General features: G+C 71.8%; 11 protein-coding genes, 1 other RNA gene and 1 pseudogene. 5 read left to right on the forward strand and 8 right to left on the reverse strand.

The annotated features are described in order from the left end of the window. The first annotated feature begins 11 nt into the window (after positions 1-11). Complete coding sequence (locus tag ACFY9S_RS03895) at positions 12-1,583, forward strand: bifunctional RNase H/acid phosphatase (protein WP_391122437.1); 1,572 nt, start codon at positions 12-14, stop codon at positions 1,581-1,583. Here ACFY9S_RS03895 and eda read toward each other — a convergent pair. From eda to ACFY9S_RS03915, 4 genes are all read right to left on the reverse strand, one after another. Next, complete coding sequence (eda, locus tag ACFY9S_RS03900) at positions 1,558-2,214, reverse strand: bifunctional 4-hydroxy-2-oxoglutarate aldolase/2-dehydro-3-deoxy-phosphogluconate aldolase (RefSeq protein WP_391122440.1); 657 nt, start codon at positions 2,212-2,214, stop codon at positions 1,558-1,560. The genes ACFY9S_RS03895 and eda overlap by 26 nt on opposite strands. A 62-nt stretch (positions 2,215-2,276) precedes the next feature. Continuing rightward, positions 2,277-3,059: a peroxide stress protein YaaA gene (yaaA, locus tag ACFY9S_RS03905; RefSeq protein WP_391122443.1), complete on the reverse strand. Its 783-nt coding sequence runs from the start codon at positions 3,057-3,059 to the stop codon at positions 2,277-2,279. A 43-nt stretch (positions 3,060-3,102) separates the two neighbouring features. Continuing rightward, positions 3,103-3,693 carry a hypothetical protein gene (locus tag ACFY9S_RS03910; RefSeq protein ID WP_391122446.1) on the reverse strand — a complete coding sequence of 197 codons (591 nt, stop codon included), beginning with the start codon at positions 3,691-3,693 and terminating at the stop codon, positions 3,103-3,105. After that, entirely contained in the window at positions 3,690-4,445 is a 756-nt protein-coding gene (locus ACFY9S_RS03915; RefSeq protein ID WP_391122449.1) for a MerR family transcriptional regulator, read from the reverse strand. Before ACFY9S_RS03915 ends, ACFY9S_RS03910 begins: the two co-directional genes overlap by 4 nt. Positions 4,446-4,576: 131 nt before the next feature. Between ACFY9S_RS03915 and ACFY9S_RS03920 the strand changes: the two genes are divergently transcribed. From ACFY9S_RS03920 to rnpB, 4 genes and pseudogenes are all read left to right on the forward strand, one after another. Beyond that, entirely contained in the window at positions 4,577-5,143 is a 567-nt protein-coding gene (locus tag ACFY9S_RS03920) for a Uma2 family endonuclease (RefSeq protein WP_391122452.1), read from the forward strand. A gap of 25 nt (positions 5,144-5,168) precedes the next feature. Continuing rightward, positions 5,169-5,999, forward strand: coding sequence for an AraC family ligand binding domain-containing protein (locus tag ACFY9S_RS03925; protein ID WP_391122455.1), 831 nt, complete (start codon positions 5,169-5,171; stop codon positions 5,997-5,999). A gap of 82 nt (positions 6,000-6,081) precedes the next feature. Continuing rightward, positions 6,082-6,798: pseudogene (locus tag ACFY9S_RS03930) on the forward strand (DMT family transporter); the annotation flags it as partial. A gap of 115 nt (positions 6,799-6,913) precedes the next feature. Beyond that, positions 6,914-7,324: RNase P RNA component class A (gene rnpB / locus ACFY9S_RS03935), an RNA gene on the forward strand. A gap of 400 nt (positions 7,325-7,724) precedes the next feature. Here rnpB and ACFY9S_RS03940 read toward each other — a convergent pair. From ACFY9S_RS03940 to ACFY9S_RS03955, 4 genes are all read right to left on the reverse strand, one after another. Continuing rightward, positions 7,725-8,258, reverse strand: a complete 534-nt coding sequence (locus ACFY9S_RS03940) for an SMI1/KNR4 family protein (RefSeq protein ID WP_391122458.1) — start codon at positions 8,256-8,258, stop codon at positions 7,725-7,727. A 322-nt stretch (positions 8,259-8,580) separates the two neighbouring features. Beyond that, positions 8,581-9,993, reverse strand: coding sequence for a DUF6177 family protein (locus tag ACFY9S_RS03945; protein ID WP_391122461.1), 1,413 nt, complete (start codon positions 9,991-9,993; stop codon positions 8,581-8,583). Beyond that, positions 9,990-13,970, reverse strand: a complete 3,981-nt coding sequence (gene eccCa, locus ACFY9S_RS03950; RefSeq protein ID WP_391122464.1) for a type VII secretion protein EccCa — start codon at positions 13,968-13,970, stop codon at positions 9,990-9,992. Before eccCa ends, ACFY9S_RS03945 begins: the two co-directional genes overlap by 4 nt. Further along, a complete protein-coding gene (locus tag ACFY9S_RS03955) occupies positions 13,967-15,001 on the reverse strand; it encodes a type VII secretion protein (RefSeq protein WP_391122966.1) in 1,035 nt (344 codons plus the stop codon). Before ACFY9S_RS03955 ends, eccCa begins: the two co-directional genes overlap by 4 nt. Positions 15,002-15,032: the final 31 nt, after the last annotated feature.

Below are 15,032 nucleotides of genomic sequence, written 5' to 3' on the forward strand. Positions count from 1 at the left end.
GAGCCCTTCCGGTGCGGGAGTTCATCGTCGAGGCCGACGGCGGCTCACGGGGCAACCCGGGGCCCGCCGGCTACGGGGCCGTGGTCAGCGACGCGGCGACGGGGGAGACCCTGCGGGAGACCGCCGAGTACATCGGCGTCGCCACGAACAACGTCGCCGAGTACCGCGGTCTCCTCGCCGGCCTGCTCGCCGCCCGGGAACTGGACCCGGCCGCGACGGTCCACGTCCGGATGGACTCCAAGCTCGTCATCGAGCAGATGTCGGGCCGCTGGAAGATCAAGCACCCCGACATGAAGCCACTGGCGGCGCAGGCTGCCCGGGTCTTCCCGCCCGGACAGGTGACGTACGAGTGGATGCCGAGGGCGCGGAACAAGCACGCGGACCGGCTGGCCAACGAGGCGATGGACGCGGGGGCCAGGGGCGAGCGGTGGTCGGAGTCGACCTCCACGGCCGAGTTGGACACGGCCGCCGGGGGTGCCGGGCGCGCTGAGGCCGTCGCCCCCTCCGGCCCACCCGGTGACGCCGCGGCGGGTGCGGCGCGGGTGCGCGGAGCTCTGGCCGCAGGCCGCGCGTCGGCGACGGCGTCCGGCACGGACCCGGATGCCGCGCGGGCCGCGGCGCCGCCCGATACGCGGGGTACGACGGCCGAGGCTGGGGCCGAGGCGGATGTGTGGACCGTCGACGGCGGGGCGGTCTCCGACGGGGCCGTCTCCGGCTCGGCGACGGCTGACGCCGATGTGCGTGCGGCGAAGGCCGTCGGCGGTGCTGTGACTGCGGGTGCTGGTGCCGGTGCCGGTGTCGATGCCCGGGCCGGGCGTGCGGCGGAGGCTGTCGGCGGTGCTGCGACTGCGGGTGCTGGTGCTGGTGCTGGTGCTGGTGCTGGTGCCGGTGCCAGTGCCGGTGCCGATGCCCGGGCCGCCCAGGTCGTCGCCGCGCCCGGCTGGGCCCCCGCCGATATGGGAGCCCCGGCGACCTTCGTACTGCTGCGCCACGGCGAGACGCCGTTGACGCCCCAGAAGCGGTTCTCCGGCAGCGGCGGAACCGACCCCTCCCTCTCCGCCACCGGCCGGGAGCAGGCCGAGCGGGCCGCCGCGATGCTGGCCCGGCGGGGCACCATCCAGGCCGTCGTGTCGTCGCCGCTCGCCCGTACGCGGGAGACCGCCGGGATCGTCGCCGCCCGGCTCGGGCTCGACGTCGGCATCGACGACGGGCTGCGCGAGACCGACTTCGGCGCCTGGGAGGGACTCACCTTCGCCGAGGTGCGCGAGCGCCACCCCGACGACCTCGACGCCTGGCTGGCCTCCCCGGACGCCGAACCCACCGGCGGCGGCGAGAGCTTCGCGGCGACGGCCACCCGGCTCGCCGCCACCCGCGACAAGCTGGTCGCGGCCCACGCGGGCCGAACGGTTCTGCTCGTCACGCACGTGACCCCGATCAAGACGCTCGTCCGGCTCGCCCTGGGCGCCCCGCCGGAGTCCCTGTTCCGCATGGAACTGTCCGCCGCGTCCCTCTCGGTCGTCGCGTACTACGCGGACGGCAACGCCAGCGTCCGCCTCCTCAACGACACGTCCCACCTGCGCTGAGCGCCGCCGCCGCACGGGCCAGCGCCTCGACCCGGCCCCAGTCGCGGGCCGCGACGGCGTCCTGCGGCAGCATCCAGCTCCCGCCCACACAGCCCACGTTGGGCAGCGCCAGATAGTCCGGGGCGGAGTCCGGCCCGATCCCGCCCGTCGGGCAGAACCGCGCCTGCGGCAACGGCCCCGACAGCGACCTCAGATACGCCGTGCCGCCCGCGGCCTGCGCCGGGAAGAACTTCATCTCCCGCACCCCGCGCTCCAGCAGCGCCACGACCTCGGACGCGGTCGACACCCCCGGCAGGAACGGCACCCCGGACGCCCGCATCGCCGCCAGCAGGACGTCCGTCCAACCAGGACTGACCAGGAAGCGGGACCCCGCGGACACCGCCTGCGCGACCTGTTCCGGGCCGATCACCGTCCCGGCCCCGACCACGGCCCCGGGCACCTCCCGCGCGATCTGCCGGATCGCCTCCAGAGCCGCCGGCGTCCGCAACGTCACCTCGATCGCGGGCAGCCCGCCGGCCACCAGGGCCCGCGCCAGCGGTACGGCGTCGGCGGCGTCCTCGACGACGACGACGGGGACGACGGGCGCGAGGTCCAGCACGGAGGCGTGCAGGGGAGGGCAAGGGGAGGCCATGGCGTCATCCTGCCGCCGGTCTGCACAGAGCGCAAAGGTCATTGCGCATGTTGCAACAGCCGCTAGTGCACCTCGTCCACCAGTACATCCAGCGACCACGACTGCCCCGCCTTCGCGGGCGCCTGCGCCTCCACGACGTACCCGAGATCCCGCAACGCCTCCACCAGCTCGGCCGGTCCCTTCGGGTCGGCCCCGGCGGTCAGCAGACCGCGCACGATCCGTCCCTTCGTCGCCTTGTTGAAGTGACTGACCACCTTCCGCGTCGGTGCGTGCAGCACCCGCACCGACGCCGTGCGCCCCGCCACCTCGCCCTTCGGCTTCCAGGCGGCGGCGTACGCGGCGGACCGCAGATCCAGCACCAGCCCACCCCCGGCCACCTCCGGCAGCACCGACGCCATCGGCGTACGCCAGTGCGCGCCCAGCGCCCCGAGCCCCGGCAGCTTCACACCCATCGAGCACCGGTACGACGGGATCCGGTCCGTCACCCGCACGGCACCCCACAGGCCCGAGAACACGAGCAGTGAGCGCGCCGCACGCCGCTTGGCGGCCGTGTCGAGGGACGCCAGCCCGAGCGCGTCGTAGAGCACGCCCGTGTAGATCTCCCCGGCCGGCCGGGTCCCCGCGGTGAGCAAGCCGGCGTTCTTGGCGACCTCGCCCCGCAGCCCCTCGCTCAGCCCCAGCACCTCGCGTGCCTTCTCCTCGTCGCCGGAGCACAGCTCGACCAGCTCGGTGAGGACCGCCTCCCGCGCGGCGGACAGCCCCGGCAGGGACAGCGACTCGGGCTTCAGCGGGGCACCGCGGCCGGAAGAGGCCTTGCCCTCGGACGGCGGCAGCAGGACGAGCACGGGTACTCCTTCGATCGAACTCCGCCGACAGCGTACGGGGAGCTCACACGCGGGCCCGGCCGAGGGCGCCGCCGACGGCGCGGACGAGGCCGTCGGCGTCGTCGGCGTGGAAGCGGACGACCCGCACATCACGCTGCCGCCCGAGGAAGCTGGCGTGCGTGACCGGCTCCGTCAGTTCGATCGTGACGGTGGTCTGCGAGCCGACCTCGACGCTCAGCTCACCGTCCACCCGCTCGTGCGTCATCCGCAGCTCACGCCGCACGGAGGCGATCCGCTCCAGCGGCACGCACAGGTCGACATGGACGTATCGCCGGATCCGCAGCGCGCCGCGGTCCTCGTCCAGCACATGCGGACGTACGACGGACGAGGCGTGCAGTGCGACGACGAACACGATCGTGTACACGTCCAGGAAGAGAACCGCCGCGTGCACGGCGGGCCAGTCCCGCAGCAGCACGGACATCGCGACCGTCTCGACCAGGCACACGAAGCCGAACCCGGCCATCATCGCCCCCTGCCCGCCCGCATACCCGAAAGCCCGGCCCCCGCCGGTCCCGTGCGTACGCCGGGCCACCCACAGGACAAGACTCGCGAGCAACCGCACCTCGTGCCGCACCAGCAGCCCCCCGACCCTCATCGCCGCTCCTCGGCGAGGATCCGCAGCGCACGGCGGACGGCCTCCGCCTGAGCCGGGGAGAGGTCGTCGTAGAACGCGCGCAGGAAGCCGTCGTCCCGGTCCAGCTCACCGGCCTCCGGGAACAGCCCCGGCGGGATGCAGCCGGCGAGCGCCCGGGCCGCCTCGTCGACGCGCGGGTCATCCGGCTCGGCAGAGGCGAGCGCGTCGAGCAGCGCGTAGGCCTCACCGGCCCGTGCCACGGCCCCCGGACTCCCCAGCGCCTCCCCGATCGAGGACACCATCTGCTCCCGTGCCCCCGCCGGCATGGCGGTCTCCAGGAACGCCATGATCTCGCGGTCCTTGACGGCCATGGGCGAATCCGACAGATGCGCGGTCCCGGCGAACAACGCGGCCAACTCGGGCGACACGGGCCCCTCCGCGGGCACCCCGCCCTCCGCGTCCAGCAGCGACCGCAACCGCGACCGCCGCTCCCGCAGCGCCTCCTCCTGCCGCGCCAGATCCTCGTCCAGCTCGGTCAGCACCTCGACGAGGTCCTTCCCGGCGTCGTCCGCGAGCACGTCCCGCACTTCCGCGAGCCCCAGTCCCAACTCGGTCAGCCGCCGGATCCGCGCCAGCACGACGGCATGCCGCAACCCGTACTCCCGATACCCGTTGGCCCGCCGCTCGGGCTCGGGCAGCAGCCCCAGATGGTGGTAGTGCCGCACGGCCCGCGTGGTGACGCCGACGACGGCGGCGAGTTCTCCGATCCGCATACGACCAGTGAAGACGTTGACGCTGCGGCAAGGTCAAGAGAACACGATCGAGGGAACGACCTCCCGTCCCGCGGACGTGACCTCCGCCGGGTCCCACTCTGGTCAGTGATCATCGGAGGGCCATCATCACCATGGCGCAGGACGCGTACACGCAGAAGCTGCTCTTGGACTGGTTCGTCGATCTGGACACCCCGGAGGGCTTCCGGGCGGAGCTGATCGAGGGCGAGTTCGTCCTTACCTCGCTGCCGGACGGGCACCATGAGCACTGCGTCAGCAGGATCGTGCGCCAGCTCCACCAGTGCTCCGAGTTCGACATCCAGTTCTCGGGGAACAAGGGCCTGAAGCTGGGGCACGCGGACGGGCATCCTCAGGACCATGTCATTCCGGATGGCACGATCGTTGCTCACGCACCACGGCTCTTCCGGGGAGCGCCCCCATGGATGCCCTGCGAAGGAGTCACCATGGTGCTGGAGGTGACCTTCACCAGGTCGGATATCGACCGTGTGACCAAACGCCGTTGCTACGCCCGCGGTGGTATCCCCTTCTACCTGCTCGTCGACCGCGACGCCTCCTCGGTAACCCTGTTCACCGGGCTGGAGAAGAACGACTACGGTCTGCTCTCCACCACGACTTTCGGCGGACCGCTCACTCTCCCCGAACCCTTCGCCTTCGACCTGGACACCGCGGATCTCCTCTGATCCCCTGTGGGCGGGGGTGGGCGACATGGGGACACGGGAACAGGCGAGATGGACCAGGGCACGACTCGGCCGGTCCGGCCCGCCCCTCGACCTCCTCACCGCCCACTTCGACAGCCACGTCTACGCGCCCCACGCCCACACCGAGTTCACCGTCGGCGTCACCGTCGGCGGCTCGGAGGTCATCGCCTACCGGGGCGGGCACATCCACTCCTACCCCGGCTCGATCGTCGTCCTGGAACCCGGCGAGATGCACACCGGCGGCCCGGCAGCGGCCGACGGCTACGCCTACCAGGCCCTCTACGCGGAACCGGCCCTCCTCACGGACGGCACTCTCGGCGGCGGCCTCCCGCACTTCCGCGACCCCGTCCTGCACGACCCGGAGCTGGCGTCAGCCCTGCGCGCCGCCCACACCGACATCAGCGCCTGCCCCGACCCCCTGGAGGCCGAGTCCCGGCTGCCGTGGCTGCTCACGGCCCTGGCCCGCCGCCACTCCACGGCCCGGTCGGCGAGCGACACGGTGCCCGGCGCCGACCACATCGCCAGGTCCGTACGCGACCGCCTCGCCGACGAAGTGCTGGAACCCCCTTCCCTGGCCGCCCTCGCCACCGAACTGGGCCTGTCCCGCTACCAGCTCCTGCGCGCCTTCCGCACGACGATGGGCGTACCGCCCTACGCCTGGCTCGCCCAGCACCGGGTGGCCAGGGCCCGCGCCCTCCTGGACACCGGACTGCGCCCCGCCGAGGTCGCGGGCCTCGTCGGCTTCGCCGACCAGGCGCACCTCACCCGCTGGTTCCGGCGGGTGCTGGGAGTGACCCCGGCGGCGTACCGCAACAGCGTTCAAGACACCCGGGGGTGAGACGCCCGAGACTCACCGCATGACTGCACGCGGCTGGTTCCTGTTCTCCCTGATGGGACTGATCTGGGGCGTCCCCTACCTGATGATCAAGGTGGCGGTGGACGAGCTGTCCCCGTCCATGGTGGTGTTCGCGCGCTGCGCCCTCGGCGCCGCACTCCTGCTCCCCTTCGCCCTGCGCCAGGGCGGCTTCGGCCCTACCGTGCGGGCGCACTGGAAGCCGATGCTGGCCTTCGCCGTCATCGAGATCGTCGGCCCCTGGTGGACCCTGACCGACGCCGAACGCCACCTGTCCAGCTCCACCGCCGGACTCCTCATCGCGGGCGTGCCGATCGTCGCCCTCCTCCTGGCGCGGTTCTTCGGCGCGGGGGAGCGGGTGGGGAGCCGCCGCATCGCGGGCCTGGCCCTCGGCCTCGCGGGCGTCACGGTCCTCACTCTGCCGCATCTCACCGGCGGTGACGCACTTTCGATGGCCGAGGTGCTGGTGACGGTCGTCGGCTACGCCACGGCCCCCCTGATCGCCGCCCGGTACCTCAAGGACGTCCCGACCCTCCAGCTGATCACCCCCTGCCTCACGCTGGCCGCCGTCGTCTACGCCCCCGCGGCGTTCCTGACCAGGCCCGCCACCATGCCGTCGGGCGAGGTCCTGGCCGCCCTCGCCGGCCTGGGCGTGATCTGCACCGCGATCGCGTTCGTGGCCTTCCTGGAGCTGATCAAGGAGGTCGGCCCGACCCGGGCCGGCGTGATCACGTACGTCAACCCGGCGGTAGCGGTCGCCGCGGGCGCGCTGCTCCTGGACGAGGAGCTGACCCTCGGCATCGGTGTCGCCTTCGCCCTGATCCTGGCGGGCTCGGTGCTGGCCACGGCCGCGGCGTCGAAGCGGGACATCCGGCGGGTACCATGGTCGACACGGCAGACGAGCCGGGCGGACGGCCGCGTGGAGTCCCCCTGACGGGGAGCTTCCCGAGGAACGTCCGGGCTCCACAGGGCAGGGTGGTGGCTAACGGCCACCCGGGGTGACCCGCGGGACAGTGCCACAGAAAGCAGACCGCCGGGGACCTCGGTCCTCGGTAAGGGTGAAACGGTGGTGTAAGAGACCACCAGTGCCCAGGGTGACCTGGGCAGCTAGGTAAACCCCACCCGGAGCAAGGTCAAGAGGGGCCGCCTTTTCGGAGGTGACCCTGCGCGGACGATCGAGGGCTGCCCGCCCGAGTCCGCGGGTAGACCGCACGAGGCCGGTGGCAACGCCGGCCCTAGATGGATGGCCGTCGCCCCGACGACCGCGAGGTCCCGGGGTACAGAACCCGGCGTACAGCCCGACTCGTCTGCCGCCACCTGCGGCTTCGCCTTGGAGAGGACCTCCGTTCTGCGACGGAGGTTCTTTCTGATCTTTCAGGAGCTTGCCGGGTCAGGCGGCACGAAGTCCCCCGGAAGTCCCTCGGACAGAGCTGAAAGTCTCTGAAGAGTCCCTGGAGCGGAGGGGAACGCGAGGCTTCTGGGCTGGGCGCTCGCGAGAGCCGCCCCGTCGGGGAGCATGGTGCTGGAGCCGCAGGCATCGGGGCGGTCTTGGCCCGGCGGCTTGCGCGGCCTGGGCTGACTGTCGAGTACGGGCTTAACGGCCGTCGTTGCCAGTCTCGCGTGCCAGACGGACGGCATGCTCGCCCGGAGGAATACTCCTTGTCCGTCAGCCCCCAGCGCGTTTGTCAGCTTCACTTGCGCGCCGCTTCGTCATACCGCACGCAGCTGTCGGAATTCATGTGATGCGCGGGGGAACATGGACGAGAGGATGCTCGAATGCAGCTCTCGGTCGAGGGAAGAGGCGAGGAATTGCGTGCAGGATACGGGGAAATGCTCCCAGCGGTCGCCGCGCGCCTCGTTCACCATGACAGTCCACTGGTCCGGCTCGCGGCCAGGCCGAACAAGCCAATAGAGGCATTCTCCGTTGTCCGTGGTCGCCCATGGGATGACTCTGGATCCCTCGACTTCCAGTTCCGCGGGCTTCTTTTCGAACTCCCACAGGTCTTCCAGGTCTTCGGCCTGGTTCTCTGCCCATTCGATGAGGTCGTAGTTCTCATTTGGGCAGCCAGGCTCCAGGACGTACAGGTAGTCGTCCCAGTTGCATCCTCCGTAGATGTGGATGAACTCCTTGTAGTCGGCGGGCAGTTCGACCTCAAGGCTGCGCTCGACCTCGTCCCAGTCCTTCTGGCGGGGCTCGCTCGGCGCTGGCGCGATCTCAAGCAGACGCGTGAGGGCGTTGGTCACGGCTGGGTCCTGTTCCTATGTGTCAAGTGAGTCAGGTTGGCGGGAGTTAGCTTCGTTTCACTGCTCTCGTCAGCCACCCCTTTTCTGGTTGGGTATGAATGCGGCATTTCCCGGTTCGGTGATTCCGGTGCTTCTGTGCTGAGTGAACTGGAAACCGTTCGAGCCGTATGCTTCGACGTGTACTCCGGTAGCGGCCCCGACACTGATTCCTGAGCAGGAGAGTGGGGGCACTCAATCCGGCAGTCCGAAGTCGTAAGGACCTCTTGTGTGTCGGGGTACATCCCGCCCTCACCTGACTCTCCGCTGGAGAGGAGCCTGGCGATCAGTTCCGTTGAGTCTGCCGGGGGATGAACAGGTGGCGGATGAGGTGCTGGAACGTGCTCCAGGCGTCGGGGTCGGTTCCGTCGCCCAGGGGGTAGTGAAGGGAGGGCTTGCCTGCGAGACCGAGGCGCGTGGGCATGAGGCCGAGGGGCGGATGCCCGGCACGGGCCTGACCGATAGCCTCAGCTTCCGCACTGCCGAGCGTGAATGCGACGGGAACGGGCGGGGCTTCGAGGGACGGCGGGACGGTGAGGTCGCGGCGGGCCGCACGGACGGTCGTGAGCAGGGTGAAGAGACCGTGCTCGGTGTCGAGCACGGTCGCGAGTTCCTCGATGGCGTCCAGGGGTGGTGTCTCGTCACTGCCGTAGCCGAGCGCGAGGGTGATGTCCTCCTCGACTCCCCCCGGTGTGCGGAGCACACGGACGGTGGCGAGAGCGGGCCGGGTGGGGTGCCCGACGGCGACGAGCCAGCTGGGCCGGGGCGCACGGGTACGGGCCAGGTCGGTCAACTGGCGCGTGGACCATGGGAGGTTGACCGGTTCGGCGGTGCTCCAGCCCGCGGGTGGTGCGCCGGTCAGGTGACGGAACGCGGTTTCGAGGGCGTGGCCGAGGACCAGGTTCTCGCCGGCGGGGTGGCGGGTGCGCAGGGTGAGGATCAGCTGGCGGTCCCCGGTGTCGGGGGCGGGTGTGAAGGCCTCGGCGGCCCTGGTGGCGCCCTGCTCGTCGTGTACGGGGGTGAAGGTGCCGTTCTTCCAGTGGAGTACGGCGCCGGACAGGCCGTCGTAGTAGCCGTGGTCGGGGTCTTGGACGACCCAGCGGTTGGGCAGGCCGCGTAGCGCCGTGCGAGTGGGGAGGGTGAGGCGTGCTGTGGGCGGGGTGACGATCTGGAGGGCGCGCTCGGCGCCGGCGGCGCTGCGCAGGGCGTCGGAGAGCCAGCTGGTCATGGCGATCAGGGGACGGTCCTGGATGACCACGGCGGTGGTGGCCGTGAGGACATCCACGGCAGGGCTGCCGGTGGCCGGGGCCGCGGAGACGTCGCTGGTGAGGGGGACGACGTCGGTGGTGGCGGCCTCCGGCGGCCATACCGTCCCGCCCAGCGCGGTGGCCAGGCGGCCGGCGAAGGAGCCCGCGAGGCGAGCCGCCTCGGCGACGGCGGTCGAGGCGCGGGCCTCGGTCCACCACACCGGCCCGTCCGCGACCGCGTGGTCCAGCAGGCGAGTGGTCTCGCCGGGGACCTGGACGAGGATGGGCGCCTCGACCGAGACCAGGGGGCGGCCGTCGCGGGCGCAGAGCTGCACGACTGCGCCGTCGGCCGTGGTGTTCACGCCGAGGTCGGGGCCGCCGGCGTACAGGCCCGCGAGCAGGGTGGGCAGGTCCGGCATCTCGGGGGTGAGGGCGATGACGTCCTTGGTCACGGGCCTTCTTCGTCTGCGAGGGCGGTCTGGATGAGCTGGTGGGGGCGTCCGCGGCGCACGAGTGTGCCCCGGCCGGGCGGTTGCTGGGACGCGTACAGGCCGGGGAAGAGCTGTCCTTCGCTGCGGTCGCCGGTCATGACGAGGGCGGTGGTGCCGGTTTCGCGCAGGGTGGTGAGGAGGGGTTCGTAAAGCGCGCGGGAGGATCCGGCGGCGCGGCGGGCGATGACGAAGTGCAGACCGATGTCCTGCGCGGAGGAGACGTAGGGCAGGAAGGGCGCCAGGGGCTGCTGGCCGGCCGTGGTGAGGACGTCGTAGTCGTCGACGAGGATCACGATGCGCGGCCCGGTGAAGGCGGGTTCGCCGGTCTCGGGAGCGTCGGGGTCCGCCGTCTCCGGCAGGCGTTTCTCCAGCTCGGTGGAGATGCCCGTCGACAGTGCGTTCGCGAGCTTGGCGTTGTGGGCGTAGCCGCCGCGGTAGGGCTCCGGGACCACGCCGCGCAGGCCGCGGCGGGGGTCGTAGACGCCGAAGACGAGTTCCTTGTCGCCGTAGCGCTCGACGAGTTGGGTGGCGATGAGCTTGAGCAGGTTGGTCTTGCCGCATTCGTTGTCGCCGAGGATCAACAGGTGCTGGTCCATGCCGAACAGGTCGAGCAGGACCGGCGCGAGGCTCTCCTGGTCGACGCCCACGGGAATCGTCGCCGGTTCGGTGGCCGGTGACGGCAACTTGGCCACGGGCAGGCGGGTGGGCAGTACGCGTACGGGCGGGGCGAGTTCACCGTGCCAGGACGCGCGGATCGTGCGGGCGGCACGCTCGAGAGCCGGGCCCAGGTCACCGGTCTCCGGCCGGTTGTCGATGCGGGGCAGCGCGACCTGCGCGAACAGCTTGCCGTCGGTCAGGACGCGGCCGGGGGTGTCCGGGGCGAGGGTCTCGGACAGTTTGCGGTCGATGGAGGAGTCGGCCGGATCGTTCAGGCGCAGCTCGACGCGGGTGCCGAACATCGACTGGGTGGCGATGCGGACGTCGTTCCAGCGCAGCATGCCGGCGACGACGTGAATGCCGTAGCCGCCGCCGCGCTTGAGCAGGTCGGCCACCGCGTCGTCGAGGTCGGCGAACTCCTCGCGCAACGCACCGAAGCCGTCGATGATCAGCACGATGTCGGTGGCGGCCAGGCCGGGCAGCCGTCCCTCGGAGCGCAGGTGACGCAGTTGGCCGACGGAGTCGATGCCGTGCTCGCGGAACAGTGCCTCGCGGGCTGCCAGCATGCCGCGCACCTCGGCGACCGTGCGGGCGGCGCGCTCGTGGTCGGCGCGGGAGGCGACGCCGCCCACGTGCGGCAGTCCGGCGAGGGCGGACAGGCCGCCGCCGGACAGATCGAGGCCGTACACGGCGACGTCGTGCGGAGTGTGGGTGAGGGACAGGGAGAGGGCGAGGGTGCGCAGGAGCGTGGTCTTGCCGGACTGCGGGCCGCCGATGACGGCCACGTGCCCGCCGGCGACGGTGAGGTCCAGCCGCCACGGCTGCTGCCACTGCCGGGCCGGGTCGTCCAGGACGCCGAGCGGGACGCTCATCGGGCCGCTCGCGCCGGTGAGACGCACACCGTCTGCGTCGGCTCGGAGGGGGCCTGCGGCCGTGTCGAGGGTGGTGACGTCGGGCAGTGGGGGCAGCCAGATGCGTCGTACCGGCGGTGCTGCCGTGGCGAGTTGGCCGACCATGACGGAAAGGACGGTCGGGCCGGTCTCCCGCTGGGTGGCGAGGGGCTCCTCCACCGCCTCGGTCTCCTGAGGGGTGTTGTACGCCGGATAGGGGCGGGCGAGCGGCTCGGCGTCGTGTTGGTCGCGCCGCGCCGGTCCCTGGTAGGCCCGGGAGACGTATCCGGCCTTGAAGCGCTGGTAGGTGGAGGTGTCGACCTTGAGGTAGCCGAAGCCCGGCAGGGGCGGGAGGTGGAAGGCGTCGGTGGTGTCGAGGACGGTGCGGGACTCGTCGGCGGAGAAGGTGCGCAGGCCGAGCCGGTAGGAGAGGTAGGTGTCCAGACCCTTCAGTTTCCCGCCCTCGATGCGCTGGCTCGACAGCAGCAGATGGACGCCGATGGAGCGGCCGATGCGGCCGATGGACAGGAACAGGTCGATGAAGTCCGGCTTGGCGGTGATGAGTTCGCCGAACTCGTCGATGACGACGAAGAGATGGGGGAGGGGTTCCAGGTCGGGGCGGGCCGTGGCGTGCAGGGCGGCGTAGTGGCCGATGTCGGCGATGTTCCCGGCGTCCTTGAGGACCTGCTGACGGCGCTTGACCTCGCCGGCCAGGCTGGAATGGACGCGTTCTACAAGGCCTGCCTGGTTCTCCAGGTTGGTGATCACGCCCGCCACGTGTGGGAGTTCGGCGAAGGGGGCGAACGTCGCGCCGCCCTTGTAGTCGACCAGGACGAGGGCCAGATCTTCCGGGGAGTGTGTGGCGGCGAGCGCGAGCACGAGGGTGCGCAGCAGCTCGCTCTTGCCGGAGCCGGTGGCGCCCACGCACAGTCCGTGCGGACCCATGCCGAGCTGTGAGGACTCCTTCAGATCCAGCAGCACCGGCTCGTGGCGGTCGGTGACGCCGATGGGGACGCGCAGGAAGTCCCTCTCGCCGCGGGGCGCCCACAGGCGGCGCAGGTCGAGGGCGGCCGGGTCGTCGATGCCCAGGAGCGATGGGAAGTCGACCGGGCCGGACACGGGCGTGCCCTCGGCCGCCGACTCGGCCGACAGCCGCAGGGGGGCGAGCATGCGGGCGAAGCCCTCGGCGCCGGAGGTGGCCACCGCGTCGACCGTGCCGTGGGCGGGGGGAAGATCAGGAGCGCGCAGGTCGTCCACGGTGACGCGGTCGCCGTCGACGGTGATGCGCACGCTGACCTGATCGGGCTCGTGCACCTGCTGCTGGAGCAGGTGCAGCACGGTGACTCCCATCTCCGGGAGCCCGATCGCCGAGTCGGGGCGAGGCAGTTCGGCCGCGGTGTCGCCGTAGAAGTCGCTGATCACGAGCATCCGGGAGGTCAGCCGCAACGCGTCCTTGGTCCTGCCGGACAGTCCGCGGCGCACCTCGGCCGCATAGGCGGCGCGCCGCCGCAGGTCGGGGCCGCACAGCCGGGCCAGCTCGGCCAGGTCGGACGCGATGCGGCGGGCGGCGACCGGTCCGTCGTAGGTCTGCGGATCGAGAACGTGGGGCAGCCACTTGGCCCAGGTCCACTCCGGCTCGTCGCTCGCACCGAGGGCGACGGCGACGTCGTCCGGCGCGTGGGTCACGGCGGTCTGCAGCAACAGCGCGCGGGCGACCCTGAGGACTCCGTCCCGGTCGCCGATGATGCTGACGTTCCCGGCCCGGTCCAGCGGCACAGTGAGCGGGCAGTCGGTGGCCGTGCCGAAGCGGCCCTGCAGGGCGCGAGCTTCGTTCAGCATGAACGGGTCCGGTGGGGTGAGGACGCCGCCGGTGCTGTTCTGGGCGATGGTCAGCTCATGCGCCGGAGCGTCGCCGGTGCCGGCCCGCACCGAGAGGAAGTCGGCGTCCCGGCGCCGCCGCTCCCACAGCCTGGCCGGGTCCCGGACGAGGTCGTACAGGGCCTCGGGCGGCGGGTTCAGCTCGCGGGCCGCCTGCCGCCGTTCCCGCTCGGCGGCGCCCAGTTCCTCGCGCAGTTCCTCCAGGTACTCCAGATACCGCTCACGCTGCACGCGTCGGGTGCGCTGTGCCTTGCCGCGCTGGGACAAGAACAGTGCCACGGCTCCGAGCAGGGCGACGACCAGCACGATCGCGCCGATCGCGGCGAACTGGCTGTTACGGATGACCGTCATCAGCACGACCGAGCTGACGACACCGGCCATGGGCAGCAGCGCGGTGGCGGCGTTGCCGACCTTGCCCTCCGGGAGGTTCGGGGGCGCCTCGATCGTGCGGGCCGGCGGAGGATCGAGGGGGCGGGTGCTGCGCGCGGGCCGGTGGATCACCTGCTGCGTCATCGCACCCTCACCGCCCGCTGCATCGCCTCGGCCGCCAGACGGACGGCCGCGTCCCGGGTGCTCCGGCCCAGCATGGCGGTGTGGATGGGGCCTCCTTGGGCGAGATGACGGTCGTAGGGGAGCAGGACGACGGGCACGCCCGGCTCGCGCAGGTGCGCGGCGGCCGTCTTCGGGTCGAGGGTGGTGTCGGGAGAGTTCGCGCTGAGGGCGACCACGGTGGTGGCGAGCGCGGAGTGCGGCAACTGACCCAGCCAGTCGAGGACCTGGCGGGTGCCGTGGATGCCCTCGGCGGTCATCGGAGCGACGACGACGCGTGCGTGGGCGGTGTCCATCGCCGTACGTGCCACCTCGCCGGGCAGTGTCTCGCAGTCCACCACCGTCACCGCGAAGTACCGGCGCAGGGCCAGCGTCACCGTCCGGTAGGTGCGCATGTCCATGGGGGCGCCGACCCGTCCCTGACTCGCGGGCAGCAGCCAGCCGCCGTCCGTCACGGGCACCAGGTAGCCGGTGATGTCCGTGAGCTGCATCGCGGGCGTCAGGATCCGGGCCAGGTCGGCGCAGCACCAGCGCACGGTGTCCGCGCCCATCCGTACCGGCAGGGTGCCGAGGGCCGCGTCGGCCTCCAGCGTGAGCACCGGATCGTGCCGGTAGTGGTTGAAGGTACGGCCGAGCAGTGCGGCGACGGTGGACTTGCCGACGCCGCCTCGGATCGAGGTGACGGCGATGACGCGGCCGGTGGTGACGGGATACTGCAATTCCTCGGCGAACCGGGTCTGTTCGGTCACCTCCTGGGTGGCGGAGGTGGTGAGGCGGCGCAGGGAGGCCCCGGCGCGTCGTGCGGCCGAGTCACCGTGCTGCGGGTTGCCGAGGGCGATGGCGAGGCGGGGGTCGACGGTGGGGTGGGATTCGGGGGCCGGGACCGGGACTTGAGGGGCGTGGGGCCGGCGGGAGGCCGGGGCCGGGGGAGGTGTGGAGTCAGGGAGGTCGGAGGCAGGAGCCTGGACCGCCGGGGACTCGGGCACGGCCCTCATCTCCGGGTCGGTGAGCTCGCGCAGCACGTCG

Origin of the sequence: Streptomyces sp. NPDC012474 (assembly GCF_042955185.1) — a bacterium.
GTDB classification, from domain to species: Bacteria; Actinomycetota; Actinomycetes; order Streptomycetales; family Streptomycetaceae; genus Streptomyces; species Streptomyces cahuitamycinicus.